We start from the raw sequence: 19,606 nt of genomic DNA, 5'->3' as shown, positions 1-19,606 counted from the left end.
CCTGTCACGGCGAAGGTCGCCGGGGCAATAGATAATAGCGCATGATCTGTAGCCAGGTGACGTATAATACGCACGTTTTGGGCAAATCTACTGGATAAGGAGTATTTTGGCCGTGAATAGATGTGCTCTTTTTTCGAAAGATTTCGATAAGGGGCTTTTCTGTATTTATGGCTGAATCCTTCTGTTATGGTTCCATTATACGGGTCCAAACAAGGGTTCGCAATCAATTTTTAAGTGAGTAGACATGAGGGGTGAGTAAAGTTGGCAGGACATCTTGTTCAGTATGGTCGACGCACTCGGCGGAGCTATGCGAGAATTAACGAGGTACTCGAGGTCCCGAACCTGATCGAGATCCAACAAAAATCTTATGATTGGTTTTTGGAGGAAGGATTGCGGGAAATGTTCCAGGACATCTCGCCGATCCAGGATTTCACAGGGAATTTGGTACTAGAGTTCATTGATTACAGCCTGGGTGAACCGAAGTACACGGTTGACGACGCTAAAGAGCGGGACGTAACATATGCAGCTCCTCTGCGTGTGAAGGTGCGTCTCATCAATAAGGAGACCGGTGAGGTTAAAGAGCAGGAAGTGTTCATGGGAGATTTCCCTCTGATGACGGAAACCGGCACTTTTATTATCAATGGTGCAGAACGGGTTATTGTCAGCCAGTTGGTTCGCTCTCCAAGCGTCTATTTCAGCACAAAAGTGGATAAGAACGGCAAAAAAACTTACACCGCCACAGTAATTCCGAATCGCGGAGCCTGGCTGGAGCTTGAGACCGACGCTAAGGACATCATGTATGTCCGTATCGACCGGACTCGTAAGATCCCGGTAACAGTCCTCTTGCGTGCTCTGGGCTTCGGCAGTGATGCTGAAATCCTGGAACTGCTTGGCAATGATGAATATATTCGCAATACGCTGGATAAAGACAACACGGATTCAACGGAGAAGGCGCTTATTGAAATCTACGAGCGTCTGCGTCCGGGCGAACCACCTACACTTGATAATGCCAAGAGCTTACTGGTCGCGCGTTTCTTTGACCCGAAACGTTATGATTTGGCCAATGTAGGCCGATACAAAATCAATAAAAAGCTGCATATTAAGAATCGTCTGTTCAATCAGCGTCTGGCACAGCCTTTGGTTGATGAGTCTACTGGAGAAATCCTGGCAGAATCCGGCCAAATGGTGGACCGCCGCCTGCTTGATGAGCTGATTCCTTATTTCGAGAAGAGTATGGCTGCCAAAAACTACCGTGTAACCGGTGGGGTAATGGACAGCGAAGACATTCCGCTTCAGACGATTGATGTATTCTCACCAATCGAAGAGGGCCGTATCATTAAGCTGATTGCCAATGGCAACATTGATAAATCGGTTAAGCACATTACTCAGGCTGATATTATATCCTCAATCAGCTACTTTATTAATTTGCTGCATGGTATCGGCAACACGGATGATATTGACCACCTGGGTAACCGCCGTCTGCGTTCTGTGGGTGAGCTTCTGCAGAATCAGTTCCGTATCGGTCTATCCCGGATGGAGCGCGTAGTCCGCGAGAGAATGTCGATTCAGGATGCCAATGCGATTACACCGCAGGCACTGATCAACATCCGTCCGGTCATCGCGTCCATCAAAGAGTTCTTCGGCAGCTCGCAGCTGTCCCAGTTCATGGACCAGACGAACCCGCTTGCCGAGCTTACCCATAAGCGCCGTCTGTCTGCACTCGGACCCGGCGGTCTGACTCGTGAACGCGCAGGCTTTGAAGTCCGCGACGTCCATCACAGTCACTATGGCCGTATGTGTCCTATCGAGACTCCGGAAGGTCCGAATATCGGCCTGATCAACTCCTTGTCCACCTTCGCCCGCATCAATGAATACGGCTTTATTGAAGCTCCGTATCGTTGGGTGGATCCGAAGACCGGTAAGGTAACTGAGCAAATCGATTATCTGACTGCCGATGAAGAAGATAACTATGTAGTTGCACAGGCGAATGTACTGATCGATGAAGAGGGCTCCTTCAAGGAAGACCAGGTTATCGTTCGTTACAACAAGGATTCAGACAACATCACTACCATGCCTAGCAACCGCGTAGACTACATGGACGTTTCGCCAAAACAGGTCGTATCCGTCGCAACGGCGCTCATTCCGTTCCTTGAGAACGATGACTCCAACCGCGCACTGATGGGATCTAACATGCAGCGTCAGGCCGTTCCACTTCTTATTCCTAAGGCTCCGCTTGTAGGGACAGGGATGGAGCATAAGTCTGCTAAAGACTCCGGCGTATGTATTGTCTCCAAATATGATGGTATTATCGAACGCTCCTCTGCCAATGAAATCTGGCTGCGCCGTGTTGAGGCAGTTGAAGGCAAGGAAGTCAAAGGCGATATCGTTAAATATAAATTACACAAATTCATGCGTTCGAACCAGGGTACCTGTATTAATCAGCGTCCACTGGCCAAACGTGGGGATATCGTCAAAAAAGGTGACATCCTGGCAGACGGACCTTCCACAGAAATGGGCGAACTTGCGCTTGGCCGCAACGTAGTCGTTGCATTCATGACTTGGGAAGGCTACAACTACGAGGATGCGATCCTGCTGAGTGAGAAGCTGGTTAAGGAAGATGTATACACTTCGATTCATATCGAGGAATACGAATCCGAAGCTCGTGATACAAAGCTCGGACCTGAAGAGATCACGCGTGATATTCCTAACGTCGGTGAAGAGGCGCTCCGCAATTTGGATGAGCGCGGAATTATCCGTATCGGTGCGGAAATCAATGCCGGCGATATTCTGGTAGGTAAGGTTACTCCTAAGGGTGTAACTGAGTTGACTGCTGAAGAACGCCTGCTGCACGCGATCTTCGGTGAGAAAGCCCGTGAAGTTCGTGATACCTCTCTGCGCGTTCCACATGGTAGTGATGGTATTGTCGTTGACGTAAAAGTATTCACCCGCGAGAACGGCGATGAGTTGCCTCCTGGTGTGAATCAACTGGTTCGTGTCTATATTGCCCAGAAGCGTAAGATTTCTGAAGGTGATAAGATGGCCGGACGTCACGGTAACAAGGGTGTCGTTGCCCGTATTCTGCCAGAAGAAGACATGCCGTTCCTTCCAGATGGCACGCCGGTACAGGTTGTCCTGAATCCGCTGGGCGTTCCTTCCCGTATGAACATCGGACAGGTGCTGGAAGTCCATATTGGTATGGCTGCACTGCGTCTGGGTATCCACGTAGCTACTCCGGTATTCGACGGAGCCCGTGAGTATGACGTGTTCGATACGATGGAAGAAGCCGGTATGCAGCGCAATGGTAAGACCATACTGTATGACGGACGTACAGGTGAACGCTTCGAACGTGAGGTTACAGTCGGTGTCATGCATATGATCAAGCTGGCGCACATGGTTGATGATAAGATCCATGCCCGTTCTACAGGTCCTTACTCCCTAGTTACACAACAGCCACTGGGCGGTAAAGCTCAGTTCGGCGGACAGCGTTTCGGGGAAATGGAAGTATGGGCGCTTGAAGCTTACGGTGCGGCTTATACACTGCAAGAGATTTTGACTGTGAAGTCCGATGATGTGGTCGGTCGTGTGAAAACGTACGAATCCATTGTCAAAGGCGAAAACGTTCCAGAACCGGGTGTTCCGGAATCATTCAAAGTATTGATCAAGGAACTGCAGTCGCTTGGTATGGACGTCAAAATCCTTAGCGGTGACGAGCAGGAGATTGAGATGAGAGAACTGGATGATGAGGACGAGACGTCAGGCGACAAGCTGAGCCTTAATTTGGAAGGCACAGAAGTCGGCATAGAGTAGTTCACCAGCAAGCCACTAATTTCATTATACAAAAGGACCCGCCCTCTGTTGACTTAAGCGTCAAGAGAGGGCTGTGGTACTAAATCAGGATATAGGTTAAGGAGGGTTGCTCCTTGTTGGACGTTAACAATTTTGAATTTATGAAAATCGGGCTCGCTTCCCCGGAAAAAATTCGTTCTTGGTCCCGCGGAGAAGTTAAAAAACCGGAAACCATTAACTATCGTACATTGAAACCGGAAAAAGAGGGTCTCTTTTGCGAACGTATTTTTGGACCGCAAAAGGACTGGGAATGTCATTGTGGTAAATACAAACGCGTTCGTTATAAGGGCGTTGTGTGTGACCGCTGCGGCGTGGAGGTTACCCGTGCTAAAGTTCGCCGTGAACGTATGGGCCACATCGAATTGGCAGCTCCGGTATCTCATATCTGGTATTTCAAAGGTATTCCAAGCCGTATGGGTCTGGCACTGGATATGTCTCCTAGATCGCTCGAAGAGATTATCTACTTTGCATCTTATGTTGTAACCGATCCGGGGGAAACTCCACTGGAGAAGAAACAATTGCTGTCCGAGAAAGAATACCGCAGCTACCGTGAGAAATATGGCTACGGATTCCAGGCTGGCATGGGTGCGGAAGCCGTCAAAAAGCTGCTTCAGGATATCGATATCGATAAAGAGCTGGAATTCCTCAAAGAAGAGCTGCGTACTGCTCAAGGCCAGCGACGTAACCGGGCGATCAAACGTCTGGAAGTCATTGAAGCCTTCCGCAACTCCGGTAACAAGCCTGACTGGATGATCATGGATGTACTCCCGGTTATACCGCCGGAGCTTCGTCCTATGGTTCAGCTGGATGGCGGCCGGTTTGCTACGTCTGACCTTAATGACTTGTACCGGCGTGTAATTAACCGGAACAACCGTCTGAAAAGATTGCTGGATCTTGGTGCTCCTGACATTATCGTTCAGAATGAGAAACGGATGCTTCAGGAAGCAGTAGATGCCCTGATTGACAACGGCCGCCGCGGCCGTCCTGTAACGGGACCTGGTAACCGTCCGCTCAAATCGCTCAGCCATATGCTGAAAGGTAAACAGGGACGTTTCCGCCAGAACTTGCTCGGTAAGCGTGTCGACTATTCCGGCCGTTCGGTTATCGTAGTAGGTCCTTACCTGAAGATGTACCAATGCGGTCTTCCGAAGAAGATGGCACTGGAGCTGTTCAAACCGTTTGTAATGAAAGAATTGGTTAACAAAGGGCTTGCCCATAACATAAAGAGCGCGAAGCGTAAGGTAGAGCGCGTAAGTCCAGAAGTCTGGGATGTGCTTGAAGAAGTAATCAGAGAGCATCCGGTTCTGCTGAACCGTGCTCCTACGCTGCACAGACTGGGTATCCAGGCGTTTGAGCCGATTCTAGTAGAAGGCCACGCGATCCGTCTTCACCCGCTTGTATGTACGGCTTACAATGCCGACTTTGACGGTGACCAGATGGCGGTTCACGTTCCTCTGTCCGCTGAAGCTCAAGCTGAAGCCCGTATTCTCATGCTGGCATCTGGTAACATCTTGAACCCTAAGGATGGTAAGCCGGTTGTTACTCCTTCTCAGGATATGGTCCTTGGTACGTTCTATCTGACCATGGATAACAATGAAGAAAAAGGAACAGGCATGATTTTGCGTACTGTGAACGAAGCGGTCTCCGCTTATCAGCGTGGAACTGCCGGTCTGCATGCGCGTGTTGCTATTCCAGCTAAAGCTCTGGGCAAAACCTGCTTCACAGAAGCGCAGCAAAATGCTTTGCTGATCACTACGGTGGGAAAGATTATCTTCAACGAAATCTATCCTAGCAGCTTCCCGTATATCAACGAAGCGACCAAAACCAACCTGCTGCAGGGAACACCTGAAAAGTACTTCATCTATGAAAAGGGTGCGGATGTCCGCGAACTGATCATGGCTGCTCCGGAAGCCAGCGCTGTAGGTAAAGAATATCTGGGCCTCATTATCGCCCGCTGCTTTGAGACATATCACACTACCAAGACCTCAGTAATTCTGGATAAAATTAAGCAACTCGGCTTTACGTACTCTACTCGTTCCGGTGTTACGGTTGCCGTATCGGATGTTATCGTGCCTGAGGAAAAAGTCACCATTCTTAAAGAATCCGAAGCTAAGGTTGATGTAGTTGCAAACCAATACCGCCGCGGTCTGATCACCAATGATGAGCGGTATGACCGTGTTATCGAAATTTGGTCAAAGACTAAGGATGAGCTTACTAACGTGCTGCTCAAATCGATGGACCGTTTCAACTCTATCATGCTTATGGTGGATTCCAAGGCGCGTGGTAACAAATCGCAGATCACTCAGCTCGGTGGTATGCGTGGTCTGATGGCCACACCTTCGGGCCGAATCTTTGAATTGCCAATCAAAGCAAACTTCCGTGAAGGGCTGACCGTCCTCGAGTACTTTATCTCTACTCACGGAGCGCGTAAAGGTCTGGCCGATACAGCGCTGCGTACAGCGGATTCCGGGTACTTGACACGCCGTCTGGTTGATGTGGCGCAGGATGTTATTGTCCGCGAAGAAGATTGTGGTACCGATAAAGGCTTCACTGTCAGCCGGATTCAAGATGGTAAGGAAGTTATCGAGGATCTGTACGACCGTATTGAAGGCCGTTACTCCTTTGAGACTATCCGTCATCCGGAAACGAAGGAAATCATCGTTCATCGTAACGATCTGATTGATTCGGATAAGGCTGAAGAGATCGTGAACGCCGGCATTACCAAGCTGCAGATCCGCTCTGTACTGAGCTGCCGTGCCCGTCACGGTGTCTGCAAGAAGTGCTACGGGCGTAACCTGGCAACAGGTAAGTTCGTGGAAATCGGGGAAGCTGTCGGTATTATCGCGGCACAATCCATTGGTGAACCAGGAACACAGCTTACCATGCGTACGTTCCATACCGGTGGTGTTGCCGGAGACGATATCACGCAAGGTTTGCCGCGTATCCAGGAGCTGTTTGAAGCCCGTAACCCTAAAGGTCAGGCAACAATCAGTGAGATTGACGGGGTAGTTAAGGAAATCCGTGAAACCAAGGACCGCCGTGAAATTGAAGTCCAGGGGGAAGCAGAGTCCAAGACGTATTCCATCACTTACGGCTCCCGTCTGCGTGTCAGCGAAGGCCAGGAGATTGAGGCCGGCGATGAATTGACAGACGGTTCCATTGACCCTAAAGAAATGCTGCGTATCAAAGGGATTCGCGGGGTACAGAACTACATTCTGCAAGAAGTGCAGCGTGTATACCGTAACCAGGGCGTTGAAATTAATGATAAGCACATTGAAGTTATGATTAAGCAGATGCTGCGCAAAATCCGCATTATTGATGCCGGAGATACCAATCTCCTGCCAGGTGCGTTTGCTGATATCCATGAATATGAAGCAGCTAACAAGGAAGCCATTCTTGCCGGTAATGAACCTGCAGTTGCCAAGCCGGTACTGCTCGGGATTACCAAGGCTTCCCTGGAAACGGACTCCTTCCTGTCTGCGGCTTCCTTCCAGGAAACTACCCGCGTCTTAACGGATGCAGCTATCAAGGGTAAAGTGGATAAGCTCCTGGGTCTGAAAGAAAATGTTATCATCGGTAAGCTGATTCCTGCAGGTACTGGCATGAATCGTTATCGCAATGTGAAGCTCAGTGACCCAAATGCTGAAAGCAGTGAAGAAGCTTTAGAGCCGGTTCCGGCTGAATAATTAAATACTCATGGCAAGCAGTATTCGCGTCACGCTGAATTTTGCGTGACGCGGCTGTCTGCTGTGATTATTAATAAATTTATTGTCGATATTCTTGACATCATGTACTGTGGATGCTAAAATGTCTAAGGTGCGTGAGTAGTCTTGTCATTCTTATTCAGCGGAGGTAATGTTTTTTCATGACTGATGATAGAGGGTTACAGGATGCTCAGGTCAAGATCGGTTCCAAGCAAACCGTCAAGGCGGTGGAGTTGGGCCAAGCCGCAGAAGTCTATGTGGCAGAGGACGGAGATCAACGGCTTACTTCCAGAATTGTAATGCTTTGCAACAAACAAGGTGTGAAGGTCACATATGTGGACACGATGCTGAATTTGGGCAAGGCCTGCGGTATAGAAGTTGGTGCTGCGATGGCAGCCGTCTTAAAACAATAGCAGCAAGAGAACGTTTTTGTACCGGGGTACACTTCGGCAGCAAGGACTTTTCATTTGTCTTTTTATGAACCACCTGGGTCTGTGGACTTAGTGTTTGTAAATTGACTATCATTTCAGGAAGGGGGTGGCACAACATGCCAACTATTAATCAACTGGTTCGTAAAGGCCGTCAAGCCAAAATCGAAAAATCCAAATCTCCCGCTCTTCAAAAAGGGTACAACGCCCTCAAGCGTGAGGCTACAAATTTGAGCGCTCCGCAGAAACGCGGTGTATGCACTCGTGTAGGCACAATGACTCCACGTAAACCAAACTCAGCACTTCGTAAGTATGCCCGTGTTCGTCTGACGAACCGTCTTGAGGTGACTGCTTACATTCCGGGTATCGGACACAACCTTCAAGAGCACAGTGTAGTATTGCTGCGCGGAGGTAAAGTTAAGGACCTTGCAGGAGTTCGTTACCACATCGTTCGTGGTGCACTGGATACTGCAGGTGTTGCTAACCGGATGCAGGCTCGCTCCAAGTATGGTGCGAAACGTCCTAAAGTCAAGAAATAAGATGAGCTTATCAGAATAATAACCATATAAGAAAGGGGGATATCCATGCCACGCAAAGGTCCAGTTACTAAAAGAGATGTATTGCCAGATCCATTGTATAATAGCAAGTTGGTTACTCGTTTGATCAACCGTATTATGCTGGGTGGTAAAAGAGGTGTCGCTCAAAGCATTTTGTACAATTCGTTCAAGTTGATTCAAGAACGTACAGGTAAAGAGCCGATGGAGGTTTTCGAAGCAGCCATCAAGAATATCATGCCTGTATTGGAAGTTAAAGCTCGTCGTGTCGGCGGTGCTAACTACCAAGTACCTATTGAGGTTAAACCTGAAAGACGTACTGCTTTGGGATTACGTTGGCTTGTAAACTACTCACGCAACCGCGGTGAGAAGACTATGGAAGAGCGTTTGGCGGCTGAGATTATCGATGCTTCCAACAACACAGGCGCTTCCGTTAAGAAACGTGAAGATACACACAAAATGGCTGAAGCGAACAAAGCGTTTGCTCACTACCGCTGGTAGGATTGCAGTCGTTCAAATAACTTCTATTTTGAAAGGAGATCCATTTCATGGCAAGAGAGTTCTCCTTAAAAAATACACGTAATATCGGGATCATGGCACATATTGATGCTGGTAAGACTACTACCACAGAGCGGATTCTTTTCTACTCAGGCCGTACGCACAAAATCGGTGAAGTTCACGAAGGTGCTGCTACAATGGACTGGATGGAGCAAGAACAGGAGCGCGGAATTACGATTACTTCCGCTGCTACCACCGCTGCTTGGAAGGGTAACCGCGTTAATATCATTGATACCCCAGGACACGTTGACTTCACCGTTGAAGTTGAACGTTCCTTGCGTGTATTGGATGGGGCAGTAGGCGTGTTTAGCGCCAAAGAGGGTGTTGAACCTCAGTCCGAAACTGTTTGGAGACAAGCTGACCGTTATAGTGTTCCGCGGATCGCCTATGTTAACAAAATGGATATTATCGGTGCTGATTTCCTTAATGTAATTGATTCTATGCGTGATCGTTTGATGGCGAATGCAGTTGCTATTCAATTGCCGATCGGCGCAGAGAATGACTTCATTGGTATTATTGACCTGATCGAGCAAAAAGCTCACATGTTTAAGGATGATCTGGGTCAAAACATTGAAGTTACGGATATTCCGGCTGAGTACCTTCCGAAGGTTGAGGAACTTCGTCTTGAGTTGATCGAGAAAGTTGCTGAACTTGACGAAGAACTTACTATGAAGTACCTTGAAGGCGAAGAACTAACAATCCCAGAAATCAAAGCTGCATTGCGCAAAGGCGTATGTGAAGTTAAGATTTTCCCTGTAATTGTTGGGTCCTCTTATCGTAACAAAGGGGTTCAACTTATGTTGGACGCTGTTGTAGATTACTTGCCATCGCCTCTTGATGTACCAGCTATTGTTGGTCATCATGATGATGGAACTGAAGGGGTTCGCCATTCTTCGGATGAAGAGCCTTTCTCAGCTTTGGCATTTAAAATCATGACAGACCCTTATGTGGGCAAACTTACGTTCTTCCGTGTTTACTCTGGTGTTCTGGAGTCCGGATCATACGTAGTCAATGCTACTAAGAACAAACGTGAGCGTATCGGCCGTATTCTACAAATGCATGCGAACAGCCGCCAAGAGATTTCCATCGTGTACTCTGGTGACATTGCTGCTGCAGTAGGATTGAAAGATACTAGCACGGGCGATACTCTGTGTGATGAGAAGAATCCAATTATCTTGGAATCCATGAACTTCCCTGATCCGGTTATCGAAATTGCTGTTGAACCAAAAACCAAAGCCGACCAAGATAAATTGGGCGTTGCTCTCGGTAAGCTGACCGAAGAAGATCCAACTCTTCGTGCTCATACTGATGAAGAAACTGGCCAAACTATCCTGGCAGGTATGGGCGAACTTCACTTGGATATTATCATTGATCGTATGCGCCGTGAATTCCACGTTGAAACTAACGTTGGTAAACCACAGGTTGCTTATCGTGAAACATTCAATGCGCCTGCTCGCGTCGAAGGTAAATTCGTTCGTCAATCCGGCGGACGTGGTCAATACGGTCATGTATGGGTTGAATTCGAACCTCTCGAGGCTGGTACTGGCAACCAATTCGAAAGTAAAGTAGTCGGCGGTTCTGTACCTAGAGAATATGTCGCTCCTGCACTTGCGGGTATTGAAGAAGCTATGAAAAATGGTGTTATCGCAGGCTTCCCGCTTGTTGATGTTAAAGCCACTATCGTAGATGGTTCTTATCATGATGTTGACTCCAATGAAATGGCGTTTAAAGTTGCCGGATCATTGGCACTTAAGGCTGCAAAAGACAAGTGTAAACCTGTCCTGCTTGAGCCAATCATGAAAGTGGAAGTAACTGTTCCTGAGGAGTATATGGGCGATGTTATGGGGATGCTTAGTTCCCGTCGCGGTAAGATCGAAGGTATGGACTCCCGTGGTGGAGCTCAGATTATCCGGTCTAAGGTGCCTCTCTCCGAAATGTTCGGTTACTCTACAACACTTCGTTCCGGTACTCAAGGACGCGGCGTATTCTCAATGGAGCTTTCTCACTATGAAGAAGTTCCAAGAAGTATTGCAGAAGAAATCGCAGCCAAGAATAAAGGCGGAGAATAATTTAGAGTTTTTAACTTGCCGTCCGAGTATACCACTTAAGTCATCTTAGAATTGAAAATAGGCGGACGGCTCAAATATATGGACCCCACAATAAGGAGGAACTGTTCAAATGGCAAAGGCAAAGTTTGAACGTAACAAACCGCACGTTAACATTGGTACTATTGGTCACGTCGACCATGGTAAAACAACTCTTACTGCTGCAATCACAACTGTATTGTCCAAAAAATACGGTGGTGCTGCTGTAGCATTCGACCAAATTGATAAGGCTCCTGAAGAACGCGAACGCGGTATCACTATCTCCACGGCTCACGTTGAATATGAAACTCCTAACCGTCACTACGCTCACGTAGACTGCCCTGGACACGCCGACTATGTTAAAAACATGATCACTGGCGCAGCGCAAATGGACGGAGCAATCCTGGTTGTATCCGCAGCTGATGGCCCTATGCCACAGACTCGTGAACACATCCTGCTGTCCCGTCAAGTAGGCGTTCCTTACATCGTTGTATTCCTGAACAAATGCGACATGGTTGAGGACGAAGAGTTGCTTGAATTGGTTGAAATGGAAGTTCGCGATCTGCTTAGCGAATACGACTTCCCAGGCGATGATACTCCAATCGTCCGTGGATCTGCTCGTGAAGCTCTGCAGAACCCTGATGGCGAGTATGCACAGAAGATCGTTGAAATGTTCGAAACGATCGACACATATATCCCACTTCCTGAACGTCAGACTGACAAGCCTTTCTTGATGCCTGTAGAAGATGTATTCTCCATCACTGGCCGCGGTACTGTGGCAACTGGTCGCGTAGAACGCGGAACAGTTAAAGTCGGAGAAGAAATCGAAATCGTTGGTATTCACGAAGAAACTAAGAAGTCTGTAGTTACTGGCGTGGAAATGTTCCGTAAATTGCTTGATTCTGCTCAAGCTGGCGACAACATCGGCGCATTGTTGCGTGGTGTTGACCGTAACATGATCGAGCGCGGCCAAGTATTGGCTAAGCCGAACTCCGTTAAGCCACACACTGAGTTCACTGCTCAGATCTACGTTCTGACTAAAGAAGAAGGCGGACGTCACAAACCATTCTTCACTGGTTACCGTCCACAGTTCTACTTCCGTACAACTGACGTAACTGGTATCATCAACCTGCCAGAAGGTACTGAAATGGTTATGCCTGGTGACAACATCACTGTAACTGTTTCCCTGATCTCCCCAATCGCTATTGAAGAAGGTACTAAATTCTCCATTCGCGAAGGCGGACGTACAGTTGGTGCCGGTTCCGTAGCTTCCATCCAGAAATAATTCAGGCTCTATCCGTTAGGATAGACTGAATATAAGTCAGGCCCCCTTCATTTGAAGGGGGCCTGTTTTATTTTTATAGCATGGCCGATGAATTAGATTTCCTTCGCGTATTCCGCACTTGGCAGCTTGGATAGAACGACATGCAGGCTGGACGGGGATGAAGTATTATTCGTATAAGCGAATGACTCGTCACCGGCAATGTAGATGGTCTCTCCTTGGATGAAGGGGAACTCTTCCTCATTAACATGAATGGCACCATCACCGTGTAAGGCGAGGATATAGACATCTGCTCCGGGGTGCTTGTGAATGGGCAGCTTTTGCCCAGGCATGAAGTTTAGCACGAATACAACACTATCCCCTTTTTGGAAAATGATTTTTTTGGTAAAGCGCTCCTCTTGATACTGTACTGCCTCAGCTAATGTTTTCTTTTCCATTATAAATCCCTGCTTTCATTAAAATGTATTGTTTAAAGCTTAACTTCATACTCGCAGTGTTCATGACCGGTGACATTACATTTGATCTCCTTCACTGAAACCTTACGGCCGAGAATTCTGCATAGAGCACCTTCAATGATAGCTCCTTCTAGATCACAGACCATTCTTTCATCTTCAAGCGAAGGTAATCCTTTGCAGAAGCAATCGTCAACAACAATATTAATCCTGCGCTCATCAGAATGAACAATCCGGGGAATTCCGATTTTGAGCTCTTCAAAGATCTGCAGCAGCTCTTCCACGGAATGGACAGGCAGGCTCTCACCAATCTTTCTGCCTATGGTAACAGTCGTACCCTTTCCGCCTAACGGCAATCCCTGGTTCATTCCAATTAGACGGATGGTCCGGAATAGTTCAAGGGGGACCATATTACCCAGAGTTGTTCTATTCATCTGGCGCATATCCTCAAAAGTGTATTGCAGCAAGCCCATCAACTCCTTTTCTCTCTATGTACCTATTGTATAGATAGCAGGCACCTTAATCCTTGATATAGGTCAAGTTTTATGAAAATCTGTGCGTCCAGTCACCTGGCAGCGCTTAGATCATTGATATGGTGGGATAAGCGACAGTAGAGGAGGAAGGATGTATGGATTGTAATACGTGCAGCTCTCATGCCTGTGTACGCCAGGTTCCGGTATTCAGGAGCTTATCCGATGAAGAATTGGTTATCATAGAATCAATCACAGAATCCCATTCATATAAAAAGGGCAGCCAGGTCTGCAGAGAAGGAGAGCCGTCTGAAGCCTTATATGTGGTGAAGAGCGGTCTTATCAAACTGACGAAGAACAGTAAAGAAGGTAAGCAGCATATTGTCCGCTTTCTTTTTCCAGGGGATTATTTCGGACAGTTTGCCCTTCTTCATAATAAAAATAATGATGTAACGGCGGAGATTATTGAGAGCGGAGTGGTCTGCCGGATGCACCGGAAGGATTTCATTCCCCTCTTGGAGCAAAATGCGAGCCTGGCGTTCAGTTTTCTAATGTCTGTTAGTGAGCAATTGCATTTGGCGGAAGAAGCGGCAGGGGCACTTCATATGTTTGAAGTGGAAAAACGGTTAGCCCGGCTTCTGGTCTACTTGTACACAAAGAATCTACCAGATCCAGCTCTGACCATGCAAGCCTTGAGACATTCCGTGGATCTCCCGTCGGCACAAAAAGAAGTGGCGGCGATGCTCGGCACTACTGCCGAGACCCTAAGCCGTAAGCTGAACAAGCTGGAAGCGCTGAAGATCATCACTATGCATAAAAGAACCGTGAATATTCTGGAGATGGAGGCTCTAATTCAACTCGCAGAAATCAGTAATTAACAATTTTCAGATAAAAACGTTTTTTTAAAACTTTTTTTCTGGAAAAGGTGATTTGTTTTGCAATGGCTCTTGCAATATAGCCGCCTATTAGATATAATAATAAATGTTGTTCTGAGACGTTGCGATGATGTGAGAGGTTACTGACACACCCGGCCCCTTTGCCATGAGGTCGACGTCAGAAAATTTTCACGGAGTATGTCCGATAATAAATTGGGCGATAGAAGGAGGGACTAAAATGGCAAAGCAAAAAATTCGTATTCGCTTGAAAGCATACGACCACAGAATTCTTGATCAATCCGCAGAGAAAATCGTTGAAACAGCAAAACGTTCGGGTGCTGGTGTATCCGGGCCGATTCCGCTGCCAACTGAGAAGCAAATCATTACCATTCTCCGTGCGGTACACAAGTACAAGGATTCCCGTGAACAGTTTGAACAGCGGACTCACAAACGTTTGATCGATATTGTGAACCCGACACCACAAACTGTGGATGCCTTGATGCGCTTGGATCTACCGTCCGGTGTAGATATCGAAATCAAATTGTAATTCATTAAGTAACCAGGAAAAGAAAAGAGGTGTCAACATTGAAAGGTATCTTAGGAAAAAAACTCGGTATGACTCAAGTGTTTACTCCAGAAGGTAACGTAATCGCGGTTTCTGTTATCGAAGCTGGACCTTGTGTGGTACTGCAAAAGAAAGACCTGAATATCGACGGATATGAAGCAGTGCAGTTGGGCTTTTCCGATAAAAAGGAAAGTCGCTCCAACAAGCCTGAACAGGGTCACGCCAAAAAGGCAAATGCAACACCTAAGCGCTACGTTCGCGAAATTCGCGGTGTTGACCTCGGGTCACTCGAGGTTGGACAAGAGCTTAAGGCTGACATTTTCGCTGAAGGCGAGTTTGTTGACGTAACAGGTACTTCGAAGGGTAAAGGCTTCCAGGGTAACATCAAACGCTGGGGACAAAGCCGCGGACCAATGGCACACGGATCGCGTTACCACAGAAGACCGGGCTCGATGGGTTCCATCCAGGCTAACCGTGTTCCTAAGGGCAAACGCCTCCCAGGACATATGGGTCACACTACCATAACGGTACAAAAGCTTGAAATCATCCGAGTTGACGTAGAACGTAATGTACTGCTGGTTAAAGGCGCTATTCCGGGCCCGAAAAACAGCTTCGTGAAAGTTAAACAAACCGTTAAGAAATAATTACTGAAGAAAGGAGGAACATGAAATGCCAAAAGTAACACTTTTCAATACTAGTGGTAACGAAGTTGGCGAAGTTGAACTGAGTGATTCAGTTTTCGGTATCGAACCGAATGTACATGTGCTGCATGAAGCTGCACTTATGCAAAGAGCTTCCCTTCGTCGCGGTACACACAAAGTAAAAGGACGCTCTGAAGTGCGTGGCGGCGGACGTAAACCTTGGAAACAAAAAGGTACAGGTCGTGCTCGTCAAGGCTCCATTCGTTCTCCACAATGGAAAGGCGGCGGCGTAGTCTTCGGACCAACACCACGCAGCTATTCCTGGAAATTGCCTAAGAAGGTTCGCCGGTTGGCCATCAAATCCGCGTTGTCCTCGAAAGTACTTGAGAATGACATTATCGTATTGGATAGCTTGACTCTGAATGCTCCGAAGACGAAAGAATTCGCGGCGATTCTGAACAACCTTAAAGTGGGCGGCAAAGCCCTGATCGTAGCTCCTGGCTATGATGACAATGTAGCACTTTCCGCTCGTAACATCCCTGGGGTGAAATTCGTAGCGGCTGACGGCATCAATGTTCTTGACGTACTGACGTACGACAAACTGATCATCACTAAAGAAGCAGTTCTGAAGGTAGAGGAGGTGTTCGCGTAATGAAAGATCCTCGTGATATAATTAAGCGTCCAGTGATTACGGAACGCACATCCGAATACATGAGCGAACTGAAGTACGCTTTTGAAGTGGATATCCGTGCTAACAAGACCGAAATCAAAAAAGCTGTCGAGGCTATTTTTAAAGTTAAAGTCGTTAGTGTGAACACAATGCGCGTGCCTGGTAAACTGAAACGTTATGGCAAATATTCCGGTTATACTCCGGAGTGGAAAAAAGCCATCGTGAAGCTTAGCCCAGACAGCAAGCCGCTTGAATTCTTTGAAGCGGTAGAATAATACTCTTAAAGTAAGGAGGAAACTATAGTGCCAATCAAAAAGTACAAACCGACCTCTCCGGCAAGACGTAACATGTCTGTGTCTACGTTTGAAGAAATCACAACAAACCAGCCAGAGAAATCGTTGCTGTCCCCGCTGTTCAAGCATGCCGGACGTAACAACCAAGGTAAGATTACGGTTCGTCACCATGGCGGCGGACACAAACGTAAATACCGTATCATTGACTTTAAACGGACTAAAGACGGCATACCAGGTAGCGTTGCTACAATCGAGTATGACCCGAACCGTACTTCCAATATTGCTTTGATCCACTATGCTGATGGAGAGAAACGTTATATCATCGCTCCTAAAGGCCTTAAAGTTGGGGATAAAGTTGAGTCCGGCCCTGCTGCGGATATCAAAATTGGTAACAGCCTTCCGCTGATCAATATCCCTGTAGGTACAGTTATCCACAATATCGAGTTGAAACCAGGTAAAGGCGGACAATTGGTTCGTGCTGCCGGTACTGAAGCTCAGTTGCTGGGTAAAGAAGATAAATACGTATCTGTTCGTTTGAACTCGGGTGAGGTTCGCAGAATCCTCAGCGTTTGCCGTGCGACTATCGGAGCCGTAGGTAACGGAGATCACGAACTGATCAAGATTGGTAAAGCCGGACGCAGCCGCTGGCTCGGACGTCGTCCTGAAGTACGCGGTGTTGTCATGAACCCTAACGATCACCCACACGGTGGTGGTGAAGGCCGCGCTCCAATCGGACGGAAATCGCCAATGTCACCTTGGGGCAAACCAACCCTCGGCTACAAAACGCGTAAGAAAAACAAAGCATCTGATAAATACATCGTTCGTCGCCGCACAAAATAAGACGCTTCAGGCAAGTTAGTTAAGCGCGAAGCGTCGATTCGCGGTTTTGAAGAACCGGATGAAGGGAGGATTCACACATGGGTCGCAGTTTAAAGAAGGGGCCGTTCATCGATGGCTACCTGCTGAAAAAAGTTGAGGATTTGAACGAGACAGACAAGAAAGTCGTAGTAAAAACCTGGTCCCGTCGCTCAACCATTTTCCCTCAGTTTATCGGACATACGTTTGGTGTATATGACGGCCGCAAACACGTGCCTGTATACGTAACGGAAGATATGGTAGGTCACAAGTTGGGCGAGTTCGCGCCAACACGTACTTACAAAGGCCACGCGGGTGACGATAAGAAAACCAGAAGATAATTAACGTCTTCGTTTGAGAGGAGGGAAAACAATGGAAGCAAAAGCACATGCAAGATCGGTGCGGATTTCCGCTCGTAAAGCGAAACTGGTTGTTGACTTGATTCGCGGCAAGCAAGTGGGGGAAGCAATTGCAATTCTTCGCCACACTCCGAAGTCCGCTTCTCCGGTTGTTGAGAAGCTACTGAACTCGGCGATAGCGAATGCTGAGCATAACTACTCTATGGACGTTAACAGCTTATTCGTAAGCGAAGTTTTCGTTAACCAGGGTCCTACAATGAAACGTTTCCGTCCGCGCGCCATGGGCCGCGCAAGCCGGATCAATAAACGTACCAGCCACATTACTTTGGTGGTATCTGAGAAATAAGGAGGGATAACACGTGGGTCAAAAGGTAAATCCAGTCGGACTCCGAGTCGGTATTATTCGCGACTGGGAATCAAAATGGTATGCAGGCAAAGATTTCGGTACTCTTTTAATGGAAGACGTTAAAATCCGGGAATACCTTAAAGGCAAGCTGAAAGATTCCTCTGTTTCCCGCATCGAGATCGAAAGAGCGGCAAACCGAGTGAACGTTACAATTCACACTGCCAAGCCAGGTATGGTAATTGGTAAAGGCGGAGCAGAAGTAGAAGTACTTCGCAGCGCAGTTACAGCTATCGCCGGCGGTAAGAAAGTACACATCAACATCAATGAAATCAAACACCCCGAACTGGATGCTATTCTTGTTGCTGAAAGCATTGCACAACAGCTGGAACGTCGCGTATCGTTCCGTCGTGCTCTGAAACAAGCGATTCAAAGAACAATGCGTTCCGGCGCAAAGGGAATTAAAACTCAGGTTGGCGGACGTCTTGGCGGCGCTGAGATTGCCCGTTCAGAAGGCTATAGCGAAGGAACAGTTCCACTTCATACGCTTCGTGCTGACATCGATTACGGAACAGCTGAAGCACATACAACTTACGGCCTTATCGGCGTAAAGGTATGGATTTATCGTGGAGAAGTTCTTCCCCCAGCTAAGAAACAAGCTGCTCAGGAAGGAGGCAACTAATCATGTTGGTACCAAAGCGCGTTAAACACCGCAAGCAACAACGCGGTCACATGAAGGGTATGGCAAAAGGCGGAACCGAACTCAACTTCGGCGAATTCGGTTTGCAGGCTCTGGAGCCATCTTGGATCACTAACCGTCAGATCGAAGCTGCTCGTATCGCAATGACACGTTACATCAAACGTGGCGGTCAGGTTTGGATCAAGATTTTCCCGGATAAGCCAATCACTCAGAAGCCTCTCGAGGTTCGTATGGGTAGTGGTAAAGGTAACGTTGAGAAGTGGGTAGCTGTAGTTAAACCGGGTAAGATTATGTTCGAACTCGGAGGCGTGTCGGAAGAAATCGCTCGCGAAGCGATGCGTCTTGCCGCTCACAAGCTGCCTGTAAAGACTAAGTTTGTGAAACGTGAAGAATTGGGTGGTGAAGCAAATGAAAGCTAATGAACTTCGCAACTTAACCACTGCTGAGATTGAACAGAAAATCGCCGGATTCAAGGAAGAACTTTTCAATCTCCGTTTCCAATTGGCAACAGGCCAACTGGACAACCCGACTCGGATTCGTGATGTGCGTAAGGAAATAGCTCGTGCTAAAACCGTTATCCATCAAAGAGTACTTGGGATTAGTTAAGTGACGGCGGATGCATAATCCGTAATCAGGAAGGAGGCTAATTATGAGCGAAGAGCGTAATGCACGTAAAGTGCTGATCGGTAAAGTAGTCAGCGACAAAATGGATAAAACCATCGTAATTGCTGTTGAAACCTATAAAAAGCACAATCTGTATCACAAACGCATCAAGTCCACGAAGAAATTCAAGGCACATGATGAAGAGAATGTAGCTAAAATTGGTGATGTCGTGAAAGTCATGGAAACTCGTCCATTGTCGAAGGACAAACGGTGGAGACTGGTTGAAGTGGTAGAAAAAGCGGTAATCATCTAAGACATGAAACA

At 47.5% G+C, this 19,606-nt stretch carries 21 protein-coding genes; 19 read left to right on the top strand and 2 right to left on the bottom strand.

What is annotated here, in order from left to right; genetic code table 11:
• Positions 1-261 precede the first annotated feature (261 nt).
• The 7 genes from rpoB to tuf all read left to right on the top strand — a co-directional run bounded on the left by rpoB (position 262) and on the right by tuf (position 12,459).
• Entirely contained in the window at positions 262-3,807 is a 3,546-nt protein-coding gene (rpoB, locus tag NYE24_RS16405) for a DNA-directed RNA polymerase subunit beta (RefSeq protein ID WP_036692364.1), read from the top strand.
• Positions 3,808-3,920: 113 nt separating this feature from the next.
• Positions 3,921-7,532 carry a DNA-directed RNA polymerase subunit beta' gene (gene rpoC, locus NYE24_RS16400; RefSeq protein WP_036692365.1) on the top strand — a complete coding sequence of 1,204 codons (3,612 nt, stop codon included), beginning with the start codon at positions 3,921-3,923 and terminating at the stop codon, positions 7,530-7,532.
• Positions 7,533-7,711: 179 nt separating this feature from the next.
• Positions 7,712-7,963: a ribosomal L7Ae/L30e/S12e/Gadd45 family protein gene (locus NYE24_RS16395; protein ID WP_036692367.1), complete on the top strand. Its 252-nt coding sequence runs from the start codon at positions 7,712-7,714 to the stop codon at positions 7,961-7,963.
• Positions 7,964-8,097: 134 nt separating this feature from the next.
• Complete coding sequence (rpsL, locus tag NYE24_RS16390) at positions 8,098-8,517, top strand: 30S ribosomal protein S12 (RefSeq protein WP_036692370.1); 420 nt, start codon at positions 8,098-8,100, stop codon at positions 8,515-8,517.
• Between the two features lie 45 nt (positions 8,518-8,562).
• A complete protein-coding gene (rpsG, locus tag NYE24_RS16385; protein WP_020427074.1) occupies positions 8,563-9,033 on the top strand; it encodes a 30S ribosomal protein S7 in 471 nt (156 codons plus the stop codon).
• Between the two features lie 47 nt (positions 9,034-9,080).
• Positions 9,081-11,159 carry an elongation factor G gene (gene fusA / locus NYE24_RS16380; protein WP_036692374.1) on the top strand — a complete coding sequence of 693 codons (2,079 nt, stop codon included), beginning with the start codon at positions 9,081-9,083 and terminating at the stop codon, positions 11,157-11,159.
• Between the two features lie 109 nt (positions 11,160-11,268).
• A complete protein-coding gene (gene tuf / locus NYE24_RS16375; protein ID WP_036692377.1) occupies positions 11,269-12,459 on the top strand; it encodes an elongation factor Tu in 1,191 nt (396 codons plus the stop codon).
• A 92-nt stretch (positions 12,460-12,551) separates the two neighbouring features.
• Here the strand turns inward: tuf and NYE24_RS16370 are convergent, their stop codons facing one another.
• Positions 12,552-12,893 (bottom strand): cupin domain-containing protein, encoded by a 342-nt coding sequence (locus NYE24_RS16370; RefSeq protein WP_036692379.1) that lies wholly within the window; start codon positions 12,891-12,893, stop codon positions 12,552-12,554.
• Between the two features lie 32 nt (positions 12,894-12,925).
• Positions 12,926-13,351 carry a V4R domain-containing protein gene (locus tag NYE24_RS16365; protein WP_342479100.1) on the bottom strand — a complete coding sequence of 142 codons (426 nt, stop codon included), beginning with the start codon at positions 13,349-13,351 and terminating at the stop codon, positions 12,926-12,928.
• A 185-nt stretch (positions 13,352-13,536) separates the two neighbouring features.
• Here NYE24_RS16365 and NYE24_RS16360 point away from each other — a divergent pair, with 185 nt between their 5' ends.
• The 12 genes from NYE24_RS16360 (at position 13,537) to rpsQ (ending at position 19,595) form a co-directional block, all read left to right on the top strand.
• Positions 13,537-14,256 carry a Crp/Fnr family transcriptional regulator gene (locus NYE24_RS16360; protein WP_036692383.1) on the top strand — a complete coding sequence of 240 codons (720 nt, stop codon included), beginning with the start codon at positions 13,537-13,539 and terminating at the stop codon, positions 14,254-14,256.
• Positions 14,257-14,491: 235 nt separating this feature from the next.
• Positions 14,492-14,800 carry a 30S ribosomal protein S10 gene (gene rpsJ / locus NYE24_RS16355; protein WP_017692074.1) on the top strand — a complete coding sequence of 103 codons (309 nt, stop codon included), beginning with the start codon at positions 14,492-14,494 and terminating at the stop codon, positions 14,798-14,800.
• Positions 14,801-14,838: 38 nt separating this feature from the next.
• Positions 14,839-15,462: a 50S ribosomal protein L3 gene (rplC, locus tag NYE24_RS16350; RefSeq protein WP_036692386.1), complete on the top strand. Its 624-nt coding sequence runs from the start codon at positions 14,839-14,841 to the stop codon at positions 15,460-15,462.
• 25 nt (positions 15,463-15,487) lie between these two features.
• The gene (rplD, locus tag NYE24_RS16345; protein WP_036692389.1) at positions 15,488-16,111 is read left to right on the top strand and encodes a 50S ribosomal protein L4; all 624 of its coding nucleotides are present in this window, start codon (positions 15,488-15,490) and stop codon (positions 16,109-16,111) included.
• Positions 16,111-16,404 carry a 50S ribosomal protein L23 gene (rplW, locus tag NYE24_RS16340; protein WP_019908225.1) on the top strand — a complete coding sequence of 98 codons (294 nt, stop codon included), beginning with the start codon at positions 16,111-16,113 and terminating at the stop codon, positions 16,402-16,404. Before rplD ends, rplW begins: the two co-directional genes overlap by 1 nt.
• Before the next feature lie 27 nt (positions 16,405-16,431).
• On the top strand, positions 16,432-17,262 hold the full coding sequence (rplB, locus tag NYE24_RS16335) for a 50S ribosomal protein L2 (RefSeq protein ID WP_036692392.1): 831 nt from the start codon (positions 16,432-16,434) through the stop codon (positions 17,260-17,262).
• A 77-nt stretch (positions 17,263-17,339) separates the two neighbouring features.
• Complete coding sequence (rpsS, locus tag NYE24_RS16330; protein ID WP_036692395.1) at positions 17,340-17,618, top strand: 30S ribosomal protein S19; 279 nt, start codon at positions 17,340-17,342, stop codon at positions 17,616-17,618.
• Positions 17,619-17,649: 31 nt separating this feature from the next.
• Entirely contained in the window at positions 17,650-17,982 is a 333-nt protein-coding gene (rplV, locus tag NYE24_RS16325; RefSeq protein ID WP_019908228.1) for a 50S ribosomal protein L22, read from the top strand.
• Between the two features lie 13 nt (positions 17,983-17,995).
• The gene (gene rpsC, locus NYE24_RS16320) at positions 17,996-18,661 is read left to right on the top strand and encodes a 30S ribosomal protein S3 (RefSeq protein ID WP_036692398.1); all 666 of its coding nucleotides are present in this window, start codon (positions 17,996-17,998) and stop codon (positions 18,659-18,661) included.
• Positions 18,662-18,663: 2 nt separating this feature from the next.
• Positions 18,664-19,098 (top strand): 50S ribosomal protein L16, encoded by a 435-nt coding sequence (rplP, locus tag NYE24_RS16315; RefSeq protein ID WP_020427064.1) that lies wholly within the window; start codon positions 18,664-18,666, stop codon positions 19,096-19,098.
• Positions 19,088-19,285, top strand: a complete 198-nt coding sequence (gene rpmC, locus NYE24_RS16310; RefSeq protein ID WP_019908232.1) for a 50S ribosomal protein L29 — start codon at positions 19,088-19,090, stop codon at positions 19,283-19,285. The genes rplP and rpmC overlap by 11 nt, the downstream gene beginning before the upstream one ends.
• Positions 19,286-19,328: 43 nt before the next feature.
• The gene (rpsQ, locus tag NYE24_RS16305) at positions 19,329-19,595 is read left to right on the top strand and encodes a 30S ribosomal protein S17 (protein ID WP_036692400.1); all 267 of its coding nucleotides are present in this window, start codon (positions 19,329-19,331) and stop codon (positions 19,593-19,595) included.
• The last annotated feature ends 11 nt before the right edge of the window (positions 19,596-19,606 follow it).

Origin of the sequence: Paenibacillus sp. FSL H7-0350 (assembly GCF_038593195.1) — a bacterium.
Lineage (GTDB): Bacteria > Bacillota > Bacilli > Paenibacillales > Paenibacillaceae > Paenibacillus_AQ.
Note: the sequence above shows the minus strand (reverse complement) of the source record. Positions and strands in the feature narration are given on the sequence as shown.